The 21,506-nt window shown below is 53.0% G+C and carries 19 protein-coding genes; 6 read left to right on the forward strand and 13 right to left on the reverse strand.

The annotated features are described in order from the left end of the window. The first annotated feature begins 194 nt into the window (after positions 1 to 194). The 3 genes from uvrB to D9A02_RS16345 are packed head-to-tail and all read left to right on the forward strand — an operon-like array spanning position 195 to position 3,506. Complete coding sequence (gene uvrB, locus D9A02_RS16335; RefSeq protein WP_120501953.1) at positions 195 to 2,393, forward strand: excinuclease ABC subunit UvrB; 2,199 nt, start codon at positions 195 to 197, stop codon at positions 2,391 to 2,393. A 53-nt stretch (positions 2,394 to 2,446) separates the two neighbouring features. Beyond that, on the forward strand, positions 2,447 to 3,124 hold the full coding sequence (locus tag D9A02_RS16340) for a hypothetical protein (protein WP_120501954.1): 678 nt from the start codon (positions 2,447 to 2,449) through the stop codon (positions 3,122 to 3,124). Beyond that, the gene (locus D9A02_RS16345) at positions 3,117 to 3,506 is read left to right on the forward strand and encodes a hypothetical protein (protein ID WP_120501955.1); all 390 of its coding nucleotides are present in this window, start codon (positions 3,117 to 3,119) and stop codon (positions 3,504 to 3,506) included. The genes D9A02_RS16340 and D9A02_RS16345 overlap by 8 nt, the downstream gene beginning before the upstream one ends. 224 nt (positions 3,507 to 3,730) lie before the next feature. On the opposite strand, the gene D9A02_RS16350 is transcribed toward D9A02_RS16345, so the two are convergent. After that, on the reverse strand, positions 3,731 to 4,219 hold the full coding sequence (locus tag D9A02_RS16350; protein WP_120501956.1) for a hypothetical protein: 489 nt from the start codon (positions 4,217 to 4,219) through the stop codon (positions 3,731 to 3,733). 827 nt (positions 4,220 to 5,046) lie between these two features. Between D9A02_RS16350 and D9A02_RS16355 the strand changes: the two genes are divergently transcribed. After that, entirely contained in the window at positions 5,047 to 5,559 is a 513-nt protein-coding gene (locus D9A02_RS16355; protein ID WP_120501957.1) for a hypothetical protein, read from the forward strand. Positions 5,560 to 5,561: 2 nt separating this feature from the next. On the opposite strand, the gene D9A02_RS16360 is transcribed toward D9A02_RS16355, so the two are convergent. Both D9A02_RS16360 and D9A02_RS16365 read right to left on the reverse strand, forming a co-directional pair. Further along, positions 5,562 to 6,317, reverse strand: coding sequence for a hypothetical protein (locus D9A02_RS16360; protein ID WP_162933110.1), 756 nt, complete (start codon positions 6,315 to 6,317; stop codon positions 5,562 to 5,564). A gap of 67 nt (positions 6,318 to 6,384) precedes the next feature. Beyond that, positions 6,385 to 6,630, reverse strand: coding sequence for a zf-TFIIB domain-containing protein (locus tag D9A02_RS16365; RefSeq protein ID WP_120501959.1), 246 nt, complete (start codon positions 6,628 to 6,630; stop codon positions 6,385 to 6,387). 270 nt (positions 6,631 to 6,900) lie between these two features. On the opposite strand from D9A02_RS16365, the gene D9A02_RS16370 reads away from it, so the two are divergent. Beyond that, entirely contained in the window at positions 6,901 to 7,935 is a 1,035-nt protein-coding gene (locus D9A02_RS16370) for a fatty acid desaturase (RefSeq protein ID WP_120501960.1), read from the forward strand. 27 nt (positions 7,936 to 7,962) lie between these two features. On the opposite strand, the gene D9A02_RS16375 is transcribed toward D9A02_RS16370, so the two are convergent. The 3 genes from D9A02_RS16375 to D9A02_RS16385 form a co-directional block, all read right to left on the reverse strand. Beyond that, positions 7,963 to 9,357, reverse strand: coding sequence for an MFS transporter (locus D9A02_RS16375; RefSeq protein WP_120501961.1), 1,395 nt, complete (start codon positions 9,355 to 9,357; stop codon positions 7,963 to 7,965). Between the two features lie 151 nt (positions 9,358 to 9,508). Beyond that, on the reverse strand, positions 9,509 to 11,320 hold the full coding sequence (locus D9A02_RS16380) for an ABC transporter ATP-binding protein/permease (protein WP_120501962.1): 1,812 nt from the start codon (positions 11,318 to 11,320) through the stop codon (positions 9,509 to 9,511). A 66-nt stretch (positions 11,321 to 11,386) separates the two neighbouring features. Next, entirely contained in the window at positions 11,387 to 12,427 is a 1,041-nt protein-coding gene (locus D9A02_RS16385) for a LysM peptidoglycan-binding domain-containing protein (RefSeq protein WP_162933112.1), read from the reverse strand. Positions 12,428 to 12,532: 105 nt separating this feature from the next. Here D9A02_RS16385 and D9A02_RS16390 point away from each other — a divergent pair, with 105 nt between their 5' ends. After that, entirely contained in the window at positions 12,533 to 13,078 is a 546-nt protein-coding gene (locus D9A02_RS16390) for a TIGR00730 family Rossman fold protein (RefSeq protein WP_120501964.1), read from the forward strand. 3 nt (positions 13,079 to 13,081) lie between these two features. Here the strand turns inward: D9A02_RS16390 and rarD are convergent, their stop codons facing one another. The 7 genes from rarD to D9A02_RS16425 all read right to left on the reverse strand — a co-directional run bounded on the left by rarD (position 13,082) and on the right by D9A02_RS16425 (position 21,489). After that, complete coding sequence (gene rarD, locus D9A02_RS16395; RefSeq protein WP_120501965.1) at positions 13,082 to 13,963, reverse strand: EamA family transporter RarD; 882 nt, start codon at positions 13,961 to 13,963, stop codon at positions 13,082 to 13,084. A gap of 64 nt (positions 13,964 to 14,027) precedes the next feature. Continuing rightward, the gene (locus D9A02_RS16400) at positions 14,028 to 14,627 is read right to left on the reverse strand and encodes a superoxide dismutase (protein ID WP_120501966.1); all 600 of its coding nucleotides are present in this window, start codon (positions 14,625 to 14,627) and stop codon (positions 14,028 to 14,030) included. A 52-nt stretch (positions 14,628 to 14,679) separates the two neighbouring features. Next, the gene (locus D9A02_RS16405; protein ID WP_120501967.1) at positions 14,680 to 16,227 is read right to left on the reverse strand and encodes an FAD-dependent oxidoreductase; all 1,548 of its coding nucleotides are present in this window, start codon (positions 16,225 to 16,227) and stop codon (positions 14,680 to 14,682) included. Positions 16,228 to 16,332: 105 nt separating this feature from the next. Further along, on the reverse strand, positions 16,333 to 16,902 hold the full coding sequence (locus D9A02_RS16410) for a sarcosine oxidase subunit gamma (RefSeq protein WP_120501968.1): 570 nt from the start codon (positions 16,900 to 16,902) through the stop codon (positions 16,333 to 16,335). Beyond that, the gene (locus D9A02_RS16415) at positions 16,895 to 19,906 is read right to left on the reverse strand and encodes a sarcosine oxidase subunit alpha family protein (RefSeq protein ID WP_120501969.1); all 3,012 of its coding nucleotides are present in this window, start codon (positions 19,904 to 19,906) and stop codon (positions 16,895 to 16,897) included. Before D9A02_RS16415 ends, D9A02_RS16410 begins: the two co-directional genes overlap by 8 nt. Continuing rightward, positions 19,903 to 20,232 (reverse strand): sarcosine oxidase subunit delta, encoded by a 330-nt coding sequence (locus D9A02_RS16420; protein WP_120501970.1) that lies wholly within the window; start codon positions 20,230 to 20,232, stop codon positions 19,903 to 19,905. Before D9A02_RS16420 ends, D9A02_RS16415 begins: the two co-directional genes overlap by 4 nt. Positions 20,233 to 20,244: 12 nt before the next feature. Then, the gene (locus D9A02_RS16425) at positions 20,245 to 21,489 is read right to left on the reverse strand and encodes a sarcosine oxidase subunit beta family protein (protein ID WP_120502584.1); all 1,245 of its coding nucleotides are present in this window, start codon (positions 21,487 to 21,489) and stop codon (positions 20,245 to 20,247) included. Between the last annotated feature and the right edge of the window lie 17 nt (positions 21,490 to 21,506).

The raw sequence follows: 21,506 nt of genomic DNA on the forward strand, positions 1-21,506 counted from the left end.
TGGGCACCCCCTCTTCCTAATATACGACCTTTCAACTACTGCGTTTCGCTTGGGCCGTGAACCAGATCTTCCTAGTAATCTTGATTTTCTGCATTCTGACGCAGACAAAACAGCTTTTTCACCCCCACACGTCTGTCCCCCCTTGAAGAAGAACAAAAACAGATCAAATCTGGGGCACCCAAAGGAATCGACTCATGCCCTATGCCCATTCCGACAAATCTGATGTCTTGATGCATGCCCCTGCCCCGGATGTGAAAATCCGCGAAAAGCTGGAGGGCGGCAAGCAATTCGAACTGGTCACTGAATTTGACCCAGCAGGCGACCAACCCACCGCCATTGTGGAACTGTCGCAGGGCCTGCGCGATGGCGAGCGTGATCAGGTCCTCCTGGGCGCAACCGGCACCGGCAAGACGTTCACCATGGCCAAGGTCATCTCGGAAACCCAGCGCCCGGCGATCATCCTTGCCCCCAACAAAACCCTCGCCGCGCAGCTGTACGGCGAATTCAAAGGCTTCTTCCCAGAAAACGCAGTCGAATACTTCGTCTCTTACTACGACTATTACCAGCCCGAGGCTTATGTCGCCCGCTCCGACACATTCATCGAAAAAGAATCCCAGATTAATGAGCAGATCGACCGCATGCGCCACTCTGCCACCCGCGCCCTGCTGGAACGCGATGACGTGATCATCGTCGCCTCGGTTTCGTGCATCTACGGCATCGGCTCGGTCGAAACCTACGGCGCGATGACGCAAGATCTCAAAGTTGGCGACGAATACGACCAGCGCAAGGTCATGGCCGATCTGGTCGCGCAGCAATACCGCCGCAACGATCAGGGCTTTCAACGTGGATCGTTCCGGGTGCGCGGCGATAGCCTAGAGGTCTGGCCTGCCCACTTAGAGGATCGCGCATGGCGTCTGTCCTTCTTTGGCGAAGAGATGGAGGCCATCACCGAATTCGACCCCCTCACCGGTGAAAAAACCGATACCTTCGATCAGATCCGGATCTACGCCAATTCGCACTACGTCACGCCAAAACCTACGATGCAGCAGGCCATCATCGGCATCAAGAAAGAGCTGCGCACACAGCTCGACCGGATGACAAACGACGGTAAACTGCTTGAGGCCCAACGCCTTGAGCAACGCACCACCTTTGATCTTGAGATGCTCGAGGCGACAGGTGTCTGCAACGGGATTGAAAACTATTCACGCTACCTAACCGGCCGTGCACCCGGCGAGCCGCCCCCAACCTTGTTTGAATTCATCCCCGATCACGCCATTGTTTTTGCAGATGAATCCCACGTCTCTGTGCCGCAAATCGGCGGCATGTACAAAGGTGACTTTAGACGTAAATCCACACTGGCCGAACACGGCTTTCGCCTGCCCTCATGTATGGACAACCGCCCGCTCAAGTTTGAGGAATGGGATGCCATGCGCCCGCAATCGGTGTTTGTCTCGGCCACGCCCGCGAAATGGGAGATTGAGCAAACCGGTGGCGTCTTCACCGAACAGGTCATTCGCCCCACAGGATTGCTGGATCCCGAGATTGAGATCAGACCAGTTGAAATGCAGGTCGATGATTTGCTGGATGAAGTGCGCAAGGTCACCGCTGACGGTTTCCGCACATTGGTCACCACCCTGACCAAACGCATGGCCGAAGACCTGACCGAATACCTGCACGAACAGGGCATCAAAGTCCGCTACATGCACTCCGAGATCGACACGATTGAACGGATCGAAATCTTGCGCGATCTACGCCTTGGCGCCTTTGACGTGCTGATCGGCATCAACCTGCTGCGCGAAGGTTTGGACATCCCTGAATGCGGGCTGGTTGCAATTCTGGACGCGGACAAAGAGGGCTTCTTGCGCTCGGAAACCTCACTGGTGCAAACCATCGGCCGCGCCGCCCGAAATGCCGAAGGCCGCGTGATCATGTACGCCGACAAAATCACCGGCTCCATGCAACGCGCGCTCGATGAAACCAACCGCCGCCGCACCAAACAACAGGCCTATAACGTTGAACACGGCATCACCCCCGCCACGGTGAAAAAGAATGTCGAGGATATCTTGGCCGGGCTTTACAAGGGCGACGTCGACATGAATCGCGTCACTGCCACTATCGACACCCCCCTGCACGGCGCCAATCTCGAGGCCCACCTTGATGGGTTGCGCACCGAGATGCGAAAAGCCGCCGAGAACTTGGAGTTCGAAGAAGCCGCCCGGCTCAGGGATGAGGTCAAACGCCTCGAGGCCGTCGACCTCATCATCTCCGACGACCCCCTCGCCCGGCAGTCTGCTGTTGAGGCCGCTGGCGAGGCCGCCAAAAACGCCCGCGGGAGGTCAACGGCTGGAAGGCCGGGGCAGCGAGGTGGTGTGAAGAGGAAGAAGGGACGGTAAAGGGATTCCCATTCCGCTCTATCCAGACTACACACGTATAAGGAGGAACTAAAATGCCGCTAGACAACGCAATTCTCGGAAAGGGTGTCTATACGCCCAGAGAAGCTGCGCGTTTGGTCGGTACTAGTGCGCAACAAGTTCTGAGATGGACAAGGGGTAGCGGCCCAAATGAACCACTATGGAACGCTCATTATCAATTTTTAGATGATGACGTGACAGAGATCAGTTTCCTTGATTTGGTCGAGGTTCGTGTGGTCTCCGCACTCCGTCGAGCCGATATTTCACTACAATCTATTCGGTTCGCAATTAGCTTCGCTCAAGAAAAATATGACATCGAGAGACCTCTTGCATCACAATCTTTCAAGACCGACGGCACGGAAATATTAATGAACGCGATCGAAGACGATGGCGAATTCGTGAGTCTTTCAAAAACACGCCCCGGACAGAAAGTATTTAGGGAGATCATTTCTCAATCCCTGAACGATCTCGAATATGAAGATAATCTTGCAGCTAGGTGGCGGCCAAAATCTTACTCCTCTGTCGTAATAGATCCTAAACGTCACTTTGGAGAGCCTATTTTGGATAAATTTGGCGTTAGCACATCAATCATCTTGGAAGAGTTCAACAATTTTAAAGACTCGAAATATTTGTCTAAAGCTTACGAAATCCCTGAGAAATTTATTAAGGCGAGCATTTCATTTGAGAAAAGCCTAGATGAGGCGAATGGTTAGAGTACTGCTTGACCATAATATGCCTCCTAGCATCGCCCGAGCACTAAATGAGCTTATTAAAATCGATGGGCATGAAGCCCATCCATTGCGAGATATTTTCCCAACAAATATCTCGGACGTCGACTATTTCGCAAAGTTAAATCGCGATTGGATCGTCATTTCAAAAGACCTAAAAAATACTCGTAAGAGAGCAGAGCGCGCAGCTATTTTGCGCAATAATGTCATTGCATTCTATTTATCGCCCACTCTTCAAAAGAAAAAGGTGAATGAGCAAGCTGCTGCTATATTATGGCACTGGGATAAAATGTTAAACCAGCGGAACAGCTTGCAAAACGGCTTGTTTCAGCTTCCCGAGAACAAGTCCAAATTCAAGACATTGTAGCAAGCCGTAGGATAGGCGATTCTGCCTACCGCCTCACCACAACGCACACGCCTCAAACCATCGATGACAACATTGCCCACCCTACGGGGTTCTCACCCAATCCGCCCGTTTCATCTGACCCTAAATATCTCCGCCGGAGGCAATCCCCCGAGGCGGAGGCCAAAGGCCGACAACAAGATATCCTGCGCGCCGCAGGCGCACCTTCAAATGAAGCTCCGCAAATCTTAGGTGCCGAATGTCAATTCCAAGGCCTCACCGCGCATTTTCCCCCTGACAAACAATGCCGGGTCACCCACCTGCGGATACTCCTCTGCCCAATCCCGGAAACGGTCATTGGTCACGATTCGCGCCTCCAGCGCCTTGGCCCCTTCAATCACCAGCGTGTCGGCGGGCGTCCCCTTATGCGCGACAATCACCTGGCGCGCTGACAGGCCCAATGCCTTAGCCAGCGGTGCCGGGCCAAGATAACGATCTTTGATCAGATATCCGACATTTGCATCAAACCAGATCACCGGGTGATATCCCTCTTTCTCCAGCTGGTGTAGCACCAAACGTACCGTATGCAGCGACGGCGTATCGTTGCGCCAATATAATACATTCGACCCATCAATCGCGATCCAGTTTCGCCTTGAGCGCCTCCGCGATTGCCAAAAAAGGAACCCAAGGCAAACAACCGCCCCCAAAAGCGCAATCAACAACTCAAAATCATACATTTAGTATTTTCCACCGGAGCAAATAGACATTGTTTCAAGCGCAAGATAGGCAACCGCGCCTCAATCACAAGATGAAAACAAGCAACACCTCGTAAACTCTGGGCGTTAAAAAGTGACAGCTTTAGCAGCCTACCAATCCGCCCGTTTCATTTGGCCATAAATATCCCCGCCAGAGGCAAACTACCCGAGGCGGAGGCCAAAGGCAGACAACAAGACATCCTGCGCGCCGCAGGCGCTCCTTAAAATCCCATCCCGTCAACACGCCGTTGGTCCGGCAAAACCCGACACACCGTCACGCTTCACTCAATTTCCAATTTGTGTACATAACTGGGGGGCAAAACGTACAGGTTGTACGCAAATCCACCGCTTGCATCACTCAGCTGTCGCATCCAAATTCCAGCTTTAGTCTCGCATCCTACCCCACACAATCAACGCCAGATTTCTCACAAAATCATACATCTTTTTAAATTCCGTCAGGGCAGAGCATGATTAAAGCCTACGGACAAGACCCTTCAAGCCGCCTAATCACAAATCAGAAATAGCCCAATATGTCGCGACGGCCGTGCAAACTAAAATTCCCGATTAAATTAGTCAACTACTTGATTTTGTTACTTTTTTCTCTTTACATCCATTCTGAACGCTCCTACATAATATGGAAGATCCAAGAGCAAGCCAGATTAGCGCAGCTCGCCAGCAAGCAAGACAGCCCGTCTCAAGACCAGCCCTCTCGCCAGCCAACGGATCGCGTCCCTATGACGAACAACTTCGATGCCTCACGCCCAAATAACGCATCCTTTTCCTAAGCTCACCCAAGGTGACGCTACGCCATGTTGAATACCCCAATTTCGGCCCCACTGCCGCCCGATTTTGGCATCATGTTGTCCGCCATGCGCATCGTTGAAACCAGCCCTGACAAGTTGATATTGGAACATCGCCCAAAATTTATGGCCGGGTTGATCTGGTTCTTAGGACTGACCTGCATCTATATGGGCCTCAGCGGGCAAACCGATGGGATAGTTGAAACCATGCTGGTCACGTTTTTAGGGGTTGGCGCCTTTGGGCTTGCACATCATTTCTTTCCATTCCAACGCCTGACCTTTGATCGTGCTGCAGGTCTGTTTACCCGCGAAGTGGCCCGCATCACCGGCCCTTTTTTGACAGAACTGCCCTTGGCCGAAGTTGAACGCATCACCGTGCAGGCACAATGGAGTGACAGCAGCCGGTTAGAACGGCTGATCATGATCCATCGGGGGAAAAAATTACCTCTGGAATATGGGTATTTCAGCGCACCGCGTACGGGCTTGGCCAAGGATATCAACACTTGGCTTTCCAACAGCTAAGGTCAGGGCACAAGCGCCTGTTCGCTCAGTTTTTGATAAAACGGCATGTGATGCTCAAGCAGGTCACGCAGATGTGGATGCGCATCAGCCAATGTGTCAAACTCTAGCTCTTTGCGCAGCATTTCCTCGGCATCAGCGGCACGAATGCCGGATGACGTACTCACCTCTTCATGCCAGGCACCTACTTGATGCCAATCCTCAGGTTGTTCTTTGGCCCAGTTGAATGCCTCGGCACGATATTCCAACCCAATAGTGTCCCAAAGCCGCGCCATTGTGCCTTTTGCATCTGCGCGCACGGTCTCAGCATCGATCACGACCGGGGTCTGCCCCGCCTCAACTAACGCTTGGTAAAGCGTCCATTGGGCCTCCAACCCGATCTCTTCCGAGGTCAGTCTGGGATCAAGCTTATGATAGCTCAGTATCGAGGCCAGTGGGTGACGGATCAAAAAGGTATGTGTCAGCCTCGCCATGAATGTAGAGTCATCCAGAATGCGCGGCATGACGTAATAGGCCATGTCCTTAAAAAATCCCGGGCCGTCTTTCGCCCTAGCAATCAGCATATCGCGCACATCCTCATAGCTGATCGGATGGTCAGGCTGCACCTCAAACCCGGGCATCACCCGGACCTCACGAGCAACATAATAGTCGTACATAAACGGCTCATGCGCGCACCACAGATCACCGCGTTCACGCATAATCCGTTCAATTGCTGTCGACATCGACCGGGGGTGAGACCAAAGCACTATCAACGGATGCATGGGGATCCTTTCAGAAAGCGTGATACTGTTTCACGTCATCCTAAGGTAGCCTATACCGTTTTGCCCATTAAAAATCGAACAGGTCCTCCAAAAACCCACCACGCTTTTTCTTACGGTGTTTGGTTTGGGGTTCTTCCTGCCATGCCTGCGGCTCCACCCGTTGTTGGGGCGCGGCCGGAGGGGCCGAGCGCTCAATAATCTTGTCCAGCTCACCACGATCCAGCCAAACCCCGCGGCATTGCGGGCAATAGTCGATTTCGACACCGGCGCGTTCAGTCATCACCAGCTCGGCACCATCAAGCGGACATTTCATTGGAAACCTCGATTGTTACATTAGTTTCAATATGGATCGCACACATAGGGAAACAAGATCCCAAGCATAAACCTGCTGACCTCCAGCGACGGCCACTTCCAAACACATTTGCAGTAAATCAGGCAAAACCTATGTCAAATTGCCCCCTTTTCGGGTTTTCTGATCACATTCACGAAATTGATTCATCAGAAGCGGTTATTGTAACGATTCATGGTTTGCTTCACGGGCCTTGTCGCGTATCGGTAGCCGGACCAAAATGTAAGCAGGCCCATGAAACATATCCGAGACATTGAAACACCGAAGCCCGATGAAATGTCGGCTAAGGAATGGACTGTAACGCTTGCTAAGTATCGCGAGCCAAGTGCAGCTCGCAGTTGGTTTGAACTGGCCGTCACCGCCATTCCGTTTATAACCCTATGGGCCTTGGCTTGGGCATCCCTTTCGGTCAGCTACTGGCTGACACTCGGCATTTCGTTTGTGAATGCAGCGTTTTTGTTGCGGCTCTTCACCATCCAACATGATTGTGGTCATGGATCGCTGTTCAAAAACCGTGACCTGAGCGACTGGATTGGTCGTGTTCTTGGGGTTTTGACTGTCACACCATATGATGTCTGGCGCCGCACACATTCCATCCATCACAGCGCATCCGGCAACTTGGGGCGCCGTGGGATCGGTGACATCGTGACCCTGACTGTGGCTGAATACAACGCCCGCACGCCGTTTGGCCAATTTATGTACCGGATGTACCGTCACCCCCTTACATTATTTGGATTTGCGCCAAGCTATCTGTTCTTACTGCAAAACCGCCTGCCGCTGGGCCTAACGGACACGGCGAAGTACTGGATCAGCGCCATGGGCACCAATGTCGCACTGATCGCAATCCTGAGCACGGTTTGGTATTTTGGTGGCATCATGCCAATCCTGCTGATCTTTTTGCCGACAACAATTCTAGCCGCAACTGCGGGCATGTGGCTGTTCTATGTTCAACATCAGTTCGAAGACACCCACTGGAACACTGCAGAAGAGTGGCAACTGCACGACGCGGCCCTGCACGGCAGCTCGCACTATATCCTGCCACAACCCCTGCAATGGTTGAGCGCCAATATAGGCATCCATCATGTGCACCACCTTTATAGTCGCATCCCGTTTTATCGGCTGACCGAAGTGGTCCGTGACCACAGTTATCTGGCTGGCATCAACCGGATGACCTTTCGCGAAAGCATTGTCTGCGCACGCCTGCACCTGTGGGATGAAAACAGCCGTCAGCTGTTGTCGTTCTCGCAAGCCAAGGCGCTGAAGGGCTAACACCTCATCCCTTACAGCCTCCATGCGCTATCGTGCCAGACGCCAGCCCGCCACACAGGCGATCACGGCAAATGGCACAAACGCGGCAAAGATCCAGAAGGCGGCAGACTGTGCCGCCAAAGCGCTCACATCCTCGCCAAAACCAAACGTGTTGGCAACGATCCCCGCAGCAGCAGCGCCAAATGCAAAACCGATCTGCTGCATCGTTGGAATCGCCGAGGAAGTCTCATTCGCTTCGGCCGCACGTGCAGCTTCGGTGATGCGGTTGACAATAAAAGCCCACATCATGCCAAAGCCTGTCCCTTGTATTCCTGCAAGTGCGACAATCAACCAGACCGGACCACTGCCCATGGTAAGTGCAAACCCCAGAAGTGACCCCAAAAGACAGGCCGTACCTAGCTGAATAAGCCTCGCCTCATTTGAGGGATTGATCCAAGCCACAAATATCGCAGCGCCACCCCAGCCCACGGATTCAAACGCAATGATATAGCCCGCAGCCAGTGGCGTGATCTCATGTAATGTTTCCAGCATAATCGGGCCATAAACCATGAATGACATAGACGATATCGAGGCCGTTAGTATCAACACCAACCCTGCACCAACCCGATGTCTGATATTCAAAGGCTTGCTTGGGAACAAGCGAATGCCAACCACCTTACTGTCTCGCTTCAATGCCGCAGCAAACAGCGCCACGCCAAGCCCGCACAACAAAAGCGAATGCAGCCCATGCACCTCGGCCCCGGCGAAAGCAACCGACAAAACCGACAGACAGATCAGCGCCAGCGTCATCACCGGAATAGAGCCAGGTTCAGCCCGCTCCTTTTGCATTAGCATGGGTGCAGTGGTGAGAGCTAAGACAACGAAAATCGCCGCCTGAACCACAGCAGCCACATAGGCCAACCGCCAGTTTCCAAAGGTTGCGAAGGTTCCCCCGACCAAAGGGCCGGCAAAAGCAGACATGCTCCAAACTGCGGAAATCAGAGCCATGACTTTGGGCAGTACATCAGGCGTAAACCACTGGCGAATGGCGACGTAGGCAAGCGCAACAAGATAGCCACCGCCGATACCCTGACAAAGCCGCCCGGCAAGCACCACATTCATATCCGGGGCCACCGCACAAATCAGGCTCCCGATTAGATAGAGCAATGCCGCTAGCCCCAAACTCATACGCAGACTGCAATAGCGCATTAACGTGCCGGTTGATGATCCGGCAAAAATTGAGCCAAGCAGATAGAGCGCGAAAGCCCAACCAATCAGATTTCCGCCACCGAATTCCCGTATCGCGCTTGGCAAAGTGGTTGCGGCCAACAAGCTACTCGCGGCGTGAAGCCATACAGCGAAACACAGCAGAAAAAGTTTAATACTGTGGTCGCGAGTAAAGATAGATACAGGACCTCGTTGAGGAAGTGTTTTTTGCGCCATATGCCTTCTGTAGCATCCTTGGATATTTAGGTTTCAAGGCGCAGTGTAATTCTTAAAGTGTACTTTAGGTCAAACACATTTATCCTTTAACTATAAATGAGTTAGAATTCAATTCTCAAACCGTGCACTCAAAAACCCACGAGTTCCAATGCTACGCCACCTCTTCGCTAGCTTGACGTTGCCACAAGCCAAAATACCTTCCACGGCCTGTCAAAAGCTCTGCGTGGGTGCCTTCTTCGACAATATGACCATCTTCCAGAACGATAATCCTGTCAGCCTCAGACACCGTGCTTAATCGGTGAGCAATCATGATCACCGTGCGCCCCTGCCCTGCGCGAGCCAACGCATCTTGAATACCGTCTTCGGTCTCTGAATCAAGCGCACTGGTGGCCTCGTCCAGTAACAGGATGGGTGGATCTTTCAGCAAAGTGCGGGCAATTCCGACGCGCTGCTTTTCCCCACCAGAAAGTTTTAGGCCACGTTCCCCCACAGCTGTTTCATAACCATCAGGCAGGCCTACAATGAAATCATGAATTTGCGCGGCTTTGGCGACGGCTTCGATCTCAGCTTGGCCAGCCCCCTCGCGCCCGTAGGCGATATTATAACCGATGGTATCATTGAACAGCACAGTATCCTGCGGCACCACGCCAATGGCTGCATGCAGGCTGTCTTGGGTCACATCGCGAATATCCTGCCCGTCAATCCGGACTGCACCACCGGTGACATCGTAGAACCGAAAGAGCAGCCGCCCGATGGTGGATTTCCCTGCGCCAGAAGATCCAACAATAGCCACGCTTTGACCTGCGGGCACCTGCAGACTGATGCCCTTTAAAATCGGGCGTTCAACATCATACCCAAAATGTACGTTGTCAAATTCAACCATCCCACCATTCACGTTAAGCGCATTCGCATCAGACTTATCCGTAACATCGGGGGCCTGATCGAGCAGCTTAAACATCTCGCTCATATCAACCAGCGACTGACGAATTTCGCGGTACACCGTGCCAAGGAAATTCAACGGCATAGTGATCTGGATCATATAGGCGTTGACCATCACAAAGTCCCCAACGCTGAGCGTGCCATCTTGCACCCCCATCGCCGCCATCACCATGACCACAACCAACCCGGAAGTGATCAGAACAGATTGACCAAAATTCAGGAACGCCAGTGAATAGGACGTTTGTAATGCAGCATCCTCATAACCCGCCATTGCCTCGTCATAACGCCCTGCCTCGCGCCCGGTGGCGCCAAAATAACGCACTGTTTCAACGTTGAGCAGGCTATCGATTGCCTTTTGGTTGGCATCGGTATCCTGATCATTCATCCGCATCCGCTGCTTAACCCGCCATTCTGTCACCCGGAAGGTAAAGAACACATAGGCCGCAATCACCGCAACCACGACAGCCAGATACCAGATGTCAAATAGCGTCCAAAGAACGATGCCGATGAGTAAAAGTTCAAGGATCAGTGGGCCAATGGAAAACAACAAAAATCGCAGTAGAAATTCCACGCCCTTCACGCCCCGCTCAATGATCCGGCTCAACCCGCCGGTTTTTCGGGTGATGTGATAGCGCATCGACATGCGGTGAATATGAGTGAAGGTTCGCAATGCGAGTTTCCTAAGGGCCCGCTGTGCCACCCGCGCGAAAATCACATCGCGCAACTGTTGGAAACCAACATTCATCAACCGCGCAACACCATATGCCACGGTCAGACCAATGGCCCCAAAAGCCAGCAGCCAAGCGTCATCATGCGCCTCGCCGGCCAGCGCATCCACTGCTGCTTTGTAAAAAAATGGTGTGCCGACGGCGATCAGCTTGGCCAACAACAGCGTCAACATTGCCAGCACCACGCGTCGTTTGACCCACGGTTCATCTCGTGGCCAAAGATAGGGCGTGACCCGGCGGATCGTGCGCCAACCGTCTTTTGGCATTTCGGTGGTGGTCAGGCTATTGCGGCGCATTCCGGCCCCTTGGCTAATTCAGACCGGTCAGAAATAAGCACAGATGGCCACAATGACCAGCCCTGCTTATTCCGGAACGCTAAACACCTGCCCTGGATAGATCAGGTCCGGGTTGCGGATTCTGTCCCGATTGGCCTCAAACACACGAATATAAGCATAGCCGTCACCGTAAGCCGCACGCGAAATTGCCCAAAGCGTATTGCCGGGTTGCACAGTGATCGTCTTAATCTTTTCACCATCAGCGGAGTGTTCCGCGATATTATCCTGATCTTCTCGCTTGAACGGCGTTTCCACCCGCGATGTAACATTGCCTTCAGTGTCCAGTTCATCCACCCGCAGAGTGTAAACCCCAGTGTCGATCTCTGATAGTTCCGACTGCCAGTTCCCACCCTCTTCAATTGGGGCTAGGGTCACCGGCGCATTATCCAGATAGACCCGCACAAATCCCTCACCCAGAGCACGCCCGGAAAGCTGCACCTCGCCCTCGTCAGAATAGGTGATAGAATCCAGCGCCACGTTCGACATGACCTCTGGGGCATCGACGCTTGGGGCCTGCAGGACCTGAACGCCAGTTTCATCAGCCAGAAGAACCGTCTTGTTGTTAACACCTATCTCATCGCGTTGGGTGACTTCTGTATCAGCAAGTTCTGTGACAATCACCTCATCGCGTGATTGGAATGTCTCACCGGTCTCAGGAGAGGTCATCGCCAGAGATAAAACCCGCGAACTGCTGCTGGCTTCCAGCTCGAAAAACTCTGCGAACTCTCCACTCGGTCCGGACTGTACCGTGGCCATTGGCTCACCATCTAATAAGACAGTAACCTCCCAGCCAGCTGGTGCCCGCCCGGCCAGCAAACCCTGACCATCAGGATCCAGAAAAAAAGTACTAATTTCCGGTGCCAAAGGCAGATCTTTCTCAGATTCTGCAAGCTCACTTTCGGTAAGGTCCACCTCAACTGTTGGGGCACTCTGTTCGGAGTTCAGTTCATTCTCAGCGTCATCTTGCGGTGAAAAAAAAGAAACAGCGGCAAAAATCGCCATACAAACCGCAATCGCAGCCACGAATCCAAGGGCCATACCCCCGGAAAAACCAGATTTCTGCGCCATGGTCGTCCTTCCATTGTCCGCCCCCAATCCCCAGCGCGGTTGCCGGACCATAACAACCCGGCTATCACGGGTCAAAGCAACCCTATGGCATCAGGCATCCCAACTATGAAAAAACTTTCCGTCTGTGTTTTCTGCGGCGCACGTTCAGGTGAAAACCCCGCATTTCAAGACATCGCAACCGACATGGGGCAGATGTTAGCAGATCAAAACTGGCGCTTGGTCTATGGCGCCGGAGACATTGGCCTGATGGGCGCGGTCGCACGTGCCACGCAAAATGCAGGCGGCGAAACATTTGGCGTCATCCCTGAACACCTGCTTCAATTGGAAGTCGGCAAAACCGATCTCAGTAAATTCATTGTCACCGAAAACATGCATGAGCGCAAAAAGGTGATGTTCATGAACTCCGATGTTTTTGTCGTATTGCCGGGTGGTGCTGGTTCACTGGATGAGTTTTTTGAGGTTTTGACATGGGCCCAGATTGGCTTACACAAAAAGCCGATCTTCTTGCTTAATGTCGCTGGGTATTGGGATCCGTTGATTGCCTTGATCGATCACATCATCGGCCAAGGGTTCGCCGATACCTCACTGCGCGACTATTTCCACGCCTATGACACGATTGAAAAGGTCAAGTGCCATCTCACCATCCTATGACTTTCACGAAACGCCTTTCCTACGCTTGGGTGCTGTCACATATATTGTGATGGCTACCCAAATGAAACCAAACGCTATCCCATGCCAAAGCGTGAACGGCTCGGAAAATAGAAAGACCGCGACCAGAAACTGCAGAATCGGGTTGATGTAAAACATCAACCCGGCCAGCCCCATGCTCACCCTTTTGGCACCATAGGAAAATAGCACCAGTGGAATAGCTGTTGCTGGCCCAGACGCTACCATCAAAAACGTCTCCCAACCTGTTGCTCCAAACTGACCCTGTGCGCTGAACAGAATCAACCACACTGCTGCAATAGGCAACATGATCAAACACTCTGCTGACACCGACAGAACCGGACCGGCCTCAACCTGATTTTTCAACAATCCATAAAGGCCAAAAGTGATCGCAAGGATCAATCCTAAAACCGGTATAACTCCGGCTCCAGCGATCAGCACCAATACCCCAAGTGCGGCAATTCCAATCGCTAACCCCTGGCGCGAACTAATCGCCTCTCGCAAGATGAACACCCCCAGCAGCACAGAGACCAGCGGGAAAATGAAATAACCCAAGCTGGCCTCAAGTGCGCGACCGGTTTGAACAGAGTAGATGAAAAAGCCCCAATTCACAGCGACCATGAGGGTGGCCAGAAGAATGATCCAGCGTTCTCGCCGTTTCACAAACAACTTAGGGACTTCTCGCAATCGCTTTTGGAAAGCAAGAACGATCGCAAAGAACGCGCTCGACCAAATCACCCGATGCATCAAAACCTCTACTGCATCGACTTGATCCAAGGCCTTATACAATAGTGGCACCACCCCCCAAAACGCACAGCCTGCCGCCAATGCGATCAACCCATTGCGGGTCTCATTTTCAATGCGTTGCATGGGATGTATCCTGAGTAAAAAAGCCCGCCAATGGCGGGCTTTGATGTGTAATCTGTAAACCTGATCAGAGGCGCGAGGCCACGTTGTCCCAGTTCACCAGATTTTCAAGGAAGTTTGACAGATAAACCGGACGTTTATTGCGGAAGTCGATGTAATAGGAATGCTCCCACACATCACAGCCAAGCAATGCAGTTTGACCAAAGCACAGTGGGTTCACACCGTTTTCAGTTTTGGTCACTGCCAAAGATCCGTCAGCATTTTTCACCAACCAGCACCAGCCCGAACCGAACTGACCCGCACCTGCGGCGGAAAACTGCGATTTGAAATCATCGACTGAGCCAAAGCTCTCGGTGATCGCTTTTTCCAACTCGCCAGGCATGGCGCTGGCGCCGGGGCCCATCATTTCCCAGAACTGGTTATGGTTCCACAACTGCGAGATGTTGTTGAAGATGCCGTTTTGCGCGACAGATGTCGCATTGTAGGTGCCGACGATGATCTCTTCCATCGTCTTATTTTCCCACTCAGTCCCCGCGATCGCCGCGTTGCCATTGGTGACATAGGCGTTGTGGTGCAGATCGTGGTGGTACTCCAGCGTTTCAGCCGACATGCCTTTGGATGCAAGCGCATCATGTGCGTAGGGAAGATCAGGAAGTTCAAAAGCCATTTGCAAAGCCCTTTATGTTCGTGCGTGAATTTCTGCACCTAGATGGCTGCTTTCACATGGCAAGGTCAAGGGGCTTACGTCGCTCAGTCCCCAAGATAGCTTTATATGCCAAAACTTCTTTCTCAATTTTCGCGGTATCCCATCCCATAATAGGCGCGACAAGCTGCGCCACTTCAGGCGCAAGGTCTCGCCCCTGATCCGGTTCCCATCCGACTCCCAAGCGCCGAAGCATCAAATCAGCGAGTGTCGCTGGTTTTTCATGACGGGCACAGTGTTTCGCAGCATCCAGAAAATCCATTTCGGCTACATCAGGGTAATGCACCGCATCTTCACGATCCAAGGGTTTCTGTCGAGGGCCTAAAGTTTTTGATGCAAGCCTCACTAATTGCCGGGCAACTCTTCGATGAGTCATAATTGCGCCGCCGGTCAGTGAAAAGATGCCATTCAAATTGTCCGCTGCCAGATCATGGATCTTGACTTCCCGGCTTCCAAGACTGTGTACCGGATCACGTGTCAGAGGGTTCACACCTGCCCAAGTATATAAAACATCTTCCGGTTGGACATTCAAACGCGGCATAGCTCGGTTGATCTCACCAATCATCCAAGCAATTTCTTGATCATCAGCAACCACTCCGGCTGGATCACCATCATGTGCAGTTCGTGTCAATCCAACATAATGCAAACCCCTGAAAGGTAAGCAGTAAAGCGGCTCGCCCAGGCTGTTGTACGAGAAGACACCACAATTTTGAAACACATCGGGCAATCTCATAGCAATATGGATTCCCTTTACACCGGAACACTTGGGTTCAGCGTTCGAGCCGCTGCTTCTGATAACCTGATCGATCCAAGCTCCAGCTAAATTCATAACAAGTTTTGCAGAAATACGATACTCGTTAGCTGACGTCTCAATACCATTCTTTTCAGACCGCAGTGTCAGTTGCCAACCATCATCCTCAGCTAATCGATCCACTTTGGTAAGGCGCGTATAGTTACAGACTGTAGCACCTTGCTTTTCTGCGGAAAAAAGACAGTCAAACGCGATACGTTCAGGCCAATCAAACAGATATTCAGAAAAAACAGCGATTTGTTGCAGGTCACCAGCATCACGCAACCAAGGTGCGATTGGAATGGAATCGAATTGGGGCTTGCTTACACGCCGATAATTCAGTGGCTCACCAAAGGGATTGGCACATTTCAATGCAGTAAAAGCGGCATCCAGCTGCCAGGGCGAATATTTATCACTGTTATAGATCGGCAGATAAAAATCTATTTTCCGAACTCTGTTGGACAGGTTGCGTGCAATATCATCACGCGCCAGCATATCATGTCGTGCAGTGAAAATAGACTTAAGCAATTGCTTAGGTTGACTAAGGTTGCGCCAAAACGTTTCCCCATTGGCCAGATGCCTTAGTCCGCAGTGCAGCAAACGGCTTGATCGGCTCGTAGCACCACTAGCAAAGTCATCTTGTTCCGCCAGAAACACCGAGTATCCCGCGGCACTTAAGTGTTGCGCAGCACTTGCACCATTTATGCCACCGCCGATGATCGCAATGTCAAATTGCTTTGTCTCGCCCCCAACATCCAACTCATGCGTTATCATAGCGACACCTCATCAAGGTATGAGATCGCAGCTCAGCATCAACTAAGAATAATCTCAATAAAAAAGGGCCCCTCAGGGCCCCTATTCATCAATTTATCTGATATATTACCCGAAGATACCTACTTCGCTACCGGGCTCTGCCGCATCTTTCAGCAGGCCAAAGGCATAATCAGCCACAGAGCGGAAGCAGATGATTTCGACACTTTGCTCATCCGCCATCCAAAACGCTGCAGGGATCTGCGCCATCCGGGTGCGGCGGAAATCACCAGCTTTGAAATGACCTTGTGCCATATCCACCGGGCTGATTTTGGCCACGACTTCACGCACCTTGTCGCCGCTCAGGCGGAACATGGCACGCGCGTCTGAGACGTTAACCGCCAGAAAGTGTTGGCCAGCCATTGCGGTCTCGAACTCAGCAATCACATCGGCAACCTTGTCATAGGCGACCAGCAGCAACAGCTCATCCGGCGACATCCATGCCACAGCGCCGTCATCAGCAATGCTGATCTGGCGTTGCTTTGGCATGGCGGCACCAGTGGCCGCTTTGACCGCGTTTTTCAGTTTGGTCGAGGCCAGGTTGCCCCGCACAGTGATCATCCCGCGCAGGCCAAGTTCCTCAACTTTAACGTAACCGTCGTATGCTGCACCTTGCAGCGCGCTTACTGGGTTAGACATTTTGCTTCTCCCCGTCCTTGTCATAGAAGATGGGATCGACGACTTTCGCCAGAACCGATGTGCCGTCCAGTTTGGGAAAATCAACGATTTCACCCATCCGATCCGGCCCATTCAGCAACAGACCCATGGCAATGCCACGTTTCAAAGTCGGTGAATAATAGGTCGAGGTAATCCGGCCCTGCACATTGCGCTGGCCATTGGCATTCTCACCCGGGGCCACCGCATAAGCACCTTCTGGAATAACCGAACCATCAGTGGTTTCCAGACCAACCAGTTTCCAGCGTGTGCTGTCGACCATATAGCTGCGTTCCTGCGCACGTTTACCAAGGAAATCTTCTTTCTTCTTGGAAATCGCCCACTGCATGTTCAGGTCTTGCGGAATGACCGTGCCATCGGTTTCATCACCGATCATGATGAAGCCCTTTTCGGCCCGCATCACGTGCAACCCTTCGGTGCCATATGGCATGACGTTGAATTCGGCACCCGCCTCCCACAACGCATCCCAAAGCGCACGACCTTGGCTTGCTGGAACAGCAATCTCGTAGGACAGCTCGCCCGAGAACGAAATCCGGTACGCCCGTGCAGAAATGCCCGCCAAGGTTATATCTTTGAACGCCATGAAGGGCAGGCCTTCTGCGCTGATGTCATCCTCGGTCAGTTTTTCCATCGCCTTGCGGCCATTGGGTCCAACCACGGCGATTTGCGCGAATTGCTCGGTCACGTTGGCGACATAGACCTTCATGTCCCACCATTCGGTCTGCAGCCATTCTTCCATGTGACCATGGATATTTTCGGCGCCACCCGTTGTAGTGTGACACAGGAATGTGTCATCATCGATACGCGCAACAACACCGTCATCCATCAAGAAGCCGTTTTCACTACACATCAGACCGTAACGGCACCGTCCCGGTTTCAGTGTCGACATCATGTTGGTGTACATCATGTCAAGGAACTTGCCCGCATCAGGGCCCTTGACGATTAGTTTACCAAGGGTCGAAGCATCGAGCAGGCCCATGCTTGAACGGGTCTGGTCGATCTCACGGATCACCGCAGAATGACGATCTTCACCATCACGCAGATAGACATAAGGACGACGCCATGCGCCGACGGGTTCAAAATCAGCGCCGTTTTCTTCGTTCCAACCATGGATCGGCGTTTTACGAAGCGGTTGGAAGATCTCATCACGTGCCTCGCCGGCAATCGACGCCATTGAGATCGGCGTATAGGGCGGACGGAAAGTAGTTGTTCCGGTTTGCGGAATAGGCTGGTTCAGCGCATCTGACAGAATTGCCAGACCGTTGATGTTGGACAGCTTGCCCTGGTCCGTCGCCATACCAAGCGTAGTGTAACGTTTGGCATGTTCAACTGATTCAAAACCCTCACGTGCCGCCAGTTGGATATCCGACACTTTTACGTCGTTCTGATAATCTAACCACGACTTCATCCGCAGTTTGATGTTGGCACCTTGCGGCATCAGCCAGATTGCTTCAAGAGCAGCTTCCTCAGTCGCGGCAGCAATAGGTGCATCTGATTTTGCGACCTTCTTGCCAACGGCCTTGGCCGCAGCCCTGCCCGCTGCATCCGCGTCAGCCAAACCAGCCGCCAGATCCAGATATCCGTTGGCTGATCCAGCCACGATGACAAAGGCTTCCCCTACGGCACCTGTCGGTGCTTTATCCACATCGGGGCGGAAATGCGCCTGAGCGTCATCCCAATAGAGTTTGCCACCGCAGTGCGACCACAGGTGCACAACTGGCGACCAGCCACCCGACATGGCAACCACATCACATTCAATTTCCTCCAGCACAGCACCTTCGCCGGCTTGGGAACAGATAGCCACGCCTTCGACGCGCTTGCCGCCTTTGACCTTAGCGATACCCTTGCCATTTTCGACACGAATACCTAGACCACGTGCCTCATCCGCCAACGCGCCAGCACCACCTGCACGGGCATCGATGATAGCCGGGACGTCTAGACCCATATTTTTAAGGGTGATCGCGGTGCGATACGCATCGTCATTGTTGGTGACAACCACAGTGCGGTCGCCAATAGACACACCAAAGTTCACCGCATAGTCACGCACAGCCGACGCCAGCATTACACCCGGAATGTCATTCCCAGCAAAGCTGATCGGGCGCTCAATCGCACCTGTCGCTGTGATGATCTGTCCGGCACGGATCCGCCACAGGCGATGACGTGGGCCAGCGGCATCGGGCTGGTGGTCGTTCACACGCTCATAACCCAGCATATAACCGTGGTCATAAACGCCCGCGCCCATCATCCGGGTACGCATTGTAACGTTGTCCATCGTTTCCAGTTCGGAAACGATTTGATCCACGAACTTATCCACAGGTTGGTCGTTAACGGTTCCGCCATCGACCGGCGCACGGCCGCCCCAATGTGCGGTTTGTTCCATCAACAACACACGTGCACCGGTTTTCGCGGCGACCAATGCAGCCTGAAGCCCAGCAACACCACCGCCGATGACGGCAATATCAGTGTAGGTGTAGAAATGCTCATACTTGTCGTTGTCACGGTCTTTGGGCGCTTTACCCAGACCGGCAGAGTGACGAATGATCGGCTCATACACGTGCTTCCACAAAGGACGCGGGTGAATGAACATCTTGTAGTAGAAACCAGCTGTCAGGAACCGACCCAGTTTGTTGTTGATCGCACCCACGTCGAACTCGAGGCTCGGCCAGTGGTTTTGCGAGGCCAGCTTACAACCCTCAAACAGCTCAGTTGTGGTCGCGCGTTGGTTAGGTTCAAATTTTGAACCCTCACCCATGTTGAACAGCGCATTTGGCTCTTCCGCACCGCTGGCAACGATGCCGCGCGGACGGTGATATTTGAACGAACGGCCAATCAGCATCTGGTCATTCGCCAGAAGCGCCGAGGCCAGCGTGTCGCCTTCATAGCCGCTCAAACGCTTGCCATTGAAGGTAAAGTTCATCGCGCGGCCCTTGTTCAGAAGGCGGCCGCCATTGGACAGACGTGTGCTCATGAGAACTCTCTCCAGCTCCAGCCCGGCACTTTAGCCGAGACTTTGTCTTTGATTTCCTGCGTGGGCTCAGAGGTTTGCCCTGTATAGGTGCCGTAAACCTCTAGCGTGACGGTGTTACGCGCCGCATGGAACCACTTGCCGCAGCCATTGTTATGCCGCCAGCGTTCAAAATGAACGCCCTTCGGGTTCACCTTGGCAAACAGGTAGTTGTTAAATTCGTCTTCCGACGATCCGGGACCAAAACGCTTGATGTGCGCCTCGCCACCACCGTGGAATTCGGTTTCTTCAGCGGTCACACCGCAATATGGGCATTCAAGGATCAACATGTCTCTATCTCCTTAGTGCGCAACGCCGGCGGCGACAGACTCGTCAATGAACCGACCTTCTTTGAAGCGGTTCAATCCGAACTCTTCGGTCAGCGGTGAATAACCTTTGGCCATCAATTCGGCAAAGCCCCAACCAGAGCCCGGGATCGCCTTAAAGCCACCAGTCCCCCAGCCGCAGTTGATGAACACGCCATCGACCGGTGCTTTCGACACGATAGGCGAGCGATCGCCTGTCATGTCCACAATCCCACCCCATTGGCGCAGCATTTTCAGGCGACTGACCATAGGGAAGGTTTCGCAAAGCGCACGAACAGTTTCTTCGGCATGGTGGAACGATCCGCGCTGAGTATAGTTGTTATACCCGTCAGCGCCGCCACCGATAACCATTTCACCTTTGTCGGACTGACTCATGTAGCCGTGCACGGTGTTGGCCATAACGACGCAATCCATGCAAGGTTTGATAGGCTCAGACACCAGTGCCTGCAGTGACACGGATTCGATTGGCAGACGGAAGCCAGCCATATCAGCCACGTGGCCAGAGTGACCCGCAACAACGATACCCAGCTTGTCACAATCAATGTCGCCACGGTTGGTGTTAACGCCAACAACCTTACCGCCCTCTTGGCGGATACCTGTGACTTCACATTTCTGGATGATGTCCATGCCCATTGCGGAGCAGGCGCGGGCGTAGCCCCATGCAACCGCATCGTGACGCGCGGTGCCACCACGAGCCTGCCACAGACCACCCAGGACCGGATAACGCGGGCCATCCAGATTGATGATCGGCACGATCTCTTTTACGCGCTGCGGGCTGATAAATTCGGTTGTCACACCTTGCAATGCATTGGCTTGCGCCGTGCGCTTGTAACCACGAACTTCGTGTTCGGTCTGCGCCAGCATAATCACGCCACGGGGGCTGAACATCACGTTGTAGTTCAGATCTTGGCTGAGCGTCTCATAAAGACCACGGGCTTTTTCATACAGCGCCGCTGAGGCGTCCTGCAGATAGTTGGACCGGATAATGGTGGTGTTCCGGCCGGTGTTCCCGCCGCCCAACCAACCCTTTTCCAGGATGGCCACATTTTTAAGTCCGTGGTTTTTGCCAAGATAATAAGCCGTCGCCAAACCGTGGCCACCGGCCCCGATGATAATGGCGTCGTACTTTTTCTTTGGCTCGGGCGATGCCCAGGCCCGCTCCCACCCCATGTGATAGCTCAGGGCTTCGCGAACAACAGCAAAGGCAGAATAACGTTTCATGCGCGCTCTCGATCTGA

The organism is Roseovarius sp. EL26, assembly GCF_900327775.1.
Taxonomy (GTDB): Bacteria; Pseudomonadota; Alphaproteobacteria; order Rhodobacterales; family Rhodobacteraceae; genus Roseovarius.

Coding starts and splice junctions, on each gene's coding strand:
- D9A02_RS16400 (WP_120501966.1), bottom strand. CDS start 14,627: ATGGCTTTTGAACTTCCTGATCTTCCCTACGCACATGATGCGCTTGCA.
- D9A02_RS16420 (WP_120501970.1), bottom strand. CDS start 20,232: ATGTTGATCCTTGAATGCCCATATTGCGGTGTGACCGCTGAAGAAACC.
- D9A02_RS16360 (WP_162933110.1), bottom strand. CDS start 6,317: ATGCATCCGTTGATAGTGCTTTGGTCTCACCCCCGGTCGATGTCGACA.
- D9A02_RS16365 (WP_120501959.1), bottom strand. CDS start 6,630: ATGAAATGTCCGCTTGATGGTGCCGAGCTGGTGATGACTGAACGCGCC.
- D9A02_RS16375 (WP_120501961.1), bottom strand. CDS start 9,357: ATGGCGCAAAAAACACTTCCTCAACGAGGTCCTGTATCTATCTTTACT.
- D9A02_RS16385 (WP_162933112.1), bottom strand. CDS start 12,427: ATGGCGCAGAAATCTGGTTTTTCCGGGGGTATGGCCCTTGGATTCGTG.
- D9A02_RS16410 (WP_120501968.1), bottom strand. CDS start 16,902: ATGTCTAACCCAGTAAGCGCGCTGCAAGGTGCAGCATACGACGGTTAC.
- rarD (WP_120501965.1), bottom strand. CDS start 13,963: ATGCAACGCATTGAAAATGAGACCCGCAATGGGTTGATCGCATTGGCG.
- D9A02_RS16370 (WP_120501960.1), top strand. CDS start 6,901: ATGAAACATATCCGAGACATTGAAACACCGAAGCCCGATGAAATGTCG.
- D9A02_RS16345 (WP_120501955.1), top strand. CDS start 3,117: ATGGTTAGAGTACTGCTTGACCATAATATGCCTCCTAGCATCGCCCGA.
- D9A02_RS16405 (WP_120501967.1), bottom strand. CDS start 16,227: ATGATAACGCATGAGTTGGATGTTGGGGGCGAGACAAAGCAATTTGAC.
- D9A02_RS16355 (WP_120501957.1), top strand. CDS start 5,047: ATGTTGAATACCCCAATTTCGGCCCCACTGCCGCCCGATTTTGGCATC.
- D9A02_RS16380 (WP_120501962.1), bottom strand. CDS start 11,320: ATGCGCCGCAATAGCCTGACCACCACCGAAATGCCAAAAGACGGTTGG.
- uvrB (WP_120501953.1), top strand. CDS start 195: ATGCCCTATGCCCATTCCGACAAATCTGATGTCTTGATGCATGCCCCT.
- D9A02_RS16340 (WP_120501954.1), top strand. CDS start 2,447: ATGCCGCTAGACAACGCAATTCTCGGAAAGGGTGTCTATACGCCCAGA.
- D9A02_RS16425 (WP_120502584.1), bottom strand. CDS start 21,489: ATGAAACGTTATTCTGCCTTTGCTGTTGTTCGCGAAGCCCTGAGCTAT.
- D9A02_RS16415 (WP_120501969.1), bottom strand. CDS start 19,906: ATGAGCACACGTCTGTCCAATGGCGGCCGCCTTCTGAACAAGGGCCGC.
- D9A02_RS16390 (WP_120501964.1), top strand. CDS start 12,533: ATGAAAAAACTTTCCGTCTGTGTTTTCTGCGGCGCACGTTCAGGTGAA.
- D9A02_RS16350 (WP_120501956.1), bottom strand. CDS start 4,219: ATGTATGATTTTGAGTTGTTGATTGCGCTTTTGGGGGCGGTTGTTTGC.